The organism is Endozoicomonas sp. SESOKO4 (assembly GCF_024606275.1).
The window spans coordinates 1-1,533 of the sequence record NZ_JAHHPS010000418.1 but is presented as its reverse complement, the minus strand read 5'-3'; the positions used below and the strand labels follow the sequence as shown (position 1 = coordinate 1,533).

Genomic DNA, 1,533 nt, shown 5'->3' with positions numbered 1-1,533 from the left:
TCAATGTTGTACATTCTGAAATACAGCAACTTAGCCGAGCCTTCGGTTATTCGCTTTGCCCATGAAGCTCTGACTTCGGGCTGGCTGGATCCACAGCCGATGTATGAGAGTTATATTGCAGATGCCCTTCAGCACCATGAGCTATTGATGCGTCTGAAAGATGTCGATGAACTGGAGGTTGAAGCCGCTCATTCTCTGAAAAAGTGGTATCAGGCATTGCTGTCCGGGGAAAAAAATAGCCAGGAATGGCGGTTGGCTTATAAAGTCATTCAGGAGAAAGAAGTCGGTGCCTTTTTCGTCACTCATTGTCATGAAGGGTTTTCGCCCTTCTTTGAAGAGAACATTGCCAATCCATCTTTAAAGGACGTCTGGACGGACCAACCTGAGGGCGTCCCGAATATAGAACGAATGCTGGTGCGCCATCCTGCGTTTGCAAAGTTAAACTCGGCCAAGGCGAACCACCGTCCGGTGATTATCTTGGGTAAACCTTTCTGGGAAAACACATTAATTAATAAAAAAGTCGAGGCCCTGTATCAACTAAAAGTCGAGAAGAGCCCGAATCTAAAGCAGTTATTGGCAAGATACAGAGAGTCTCGTGCGACGGAAAATCAACGCAACAGGGAGCTGAATGCATTGACCAGACACATCAGTGATCTGAAAAAAAAACAATCGTCAAAAAAGAAGTTACTACCGACGTCACAACCAGGATGCTTCTCTGGATCGGCTGTTTCGAGCTGAAGAAAAAGAATATGAAGAACAAAAGCGTGCTATCGACGAAAAGTACCGACCTATTCTGAGGGCCTGTGAGCTTTCACCCGAGGACAGAGACCTTTTTAGCAATTTGAAAACCAAATGCAAACAAGCGATTCTTCAGGCCTTCAGTCATTACCTGTATGGGTTGACACACTCGAAGGGTGGTCGTTTAACGCTTTGTTGGGCCAATGCAACCACCGGGTTTAACCATCATTCGAACAACTATGGCGCTCACGACCCATCTTCACCAGAAGAGCTCTCTGCCATGATGTCTGAAATCAATAGATCCTGGTGTTTTGAGGGCTCTCTCAGGAAAACCTACTTAAAGCAGGCACTTAAGGCCAGTGACGCTCTGGTGCTTAAATCCGCTGAGCTGACAACCATTGCCGAAGAGTTTTTGAGCAGCGTGAATTTGAATTCATTGTCTGACTCATTGGATAAGTGATACGCCACTGGAACTTTCATCCTGTCTGAAGGTCATATAAGCAAACAATTTAAATGCAGTCCTTCAGATCACAGGAGAGAGGTTGACGATGGATGGTCGGATTGATGGGGAAGTAAAGAAACCCGTTCCTGGCAGCGGCGTGCCAGCCGATGCAGCAAAGCTGGAGTTATCGTCAGAAAAGAAGGTGAAAATCTGCGCTGAGTTAACCTCGAAACTCACTCTGTCATCACCTCCGATTGTGTCGCCTGACACAGAGAGAGCCGTATCCTCAACAGATTCCCCGCTCTCCGGGGTCTCTCATTCCTTCGACTTTCGTTTTGTCGCCAGTGATGATG

Annotated in this window: 3 protein-coding genes; all 3 read left to right on the top strand. The window is 46.8% G+C overall.

The window, feature by feature from the left end; all coding sequences use genetic code 11:
• The coding region (locus KDK16_RS08150; protein ID WP_257275544.1) for a hypothetical protein at positions 1-738 on the top strand (738 nt) is incomplete at its 5' end.
• Positions 739-841: 103 nt separating this feature from the next.
• Positions 842-1,198 carry a hypothetical protein gene (locus KDK16_RS08145; RefSeq protein WP_257275543.1) on the top strand — a complete coding sequence of 119 codons (357 nt, stop codon included), beginning with the start codon at positions 842-844 and terminating at the stop codon, positions 1,196-1,198.
• Between the two features lie 88 nt (positions 1,199-1,286).
• Positions 1,287-1,533: hypothetical protein (locus KDK16_RS08140; protein ID WP_257275542.1), on the top strand; the 247-nt coding region annotated here is incomplete at its 3' end.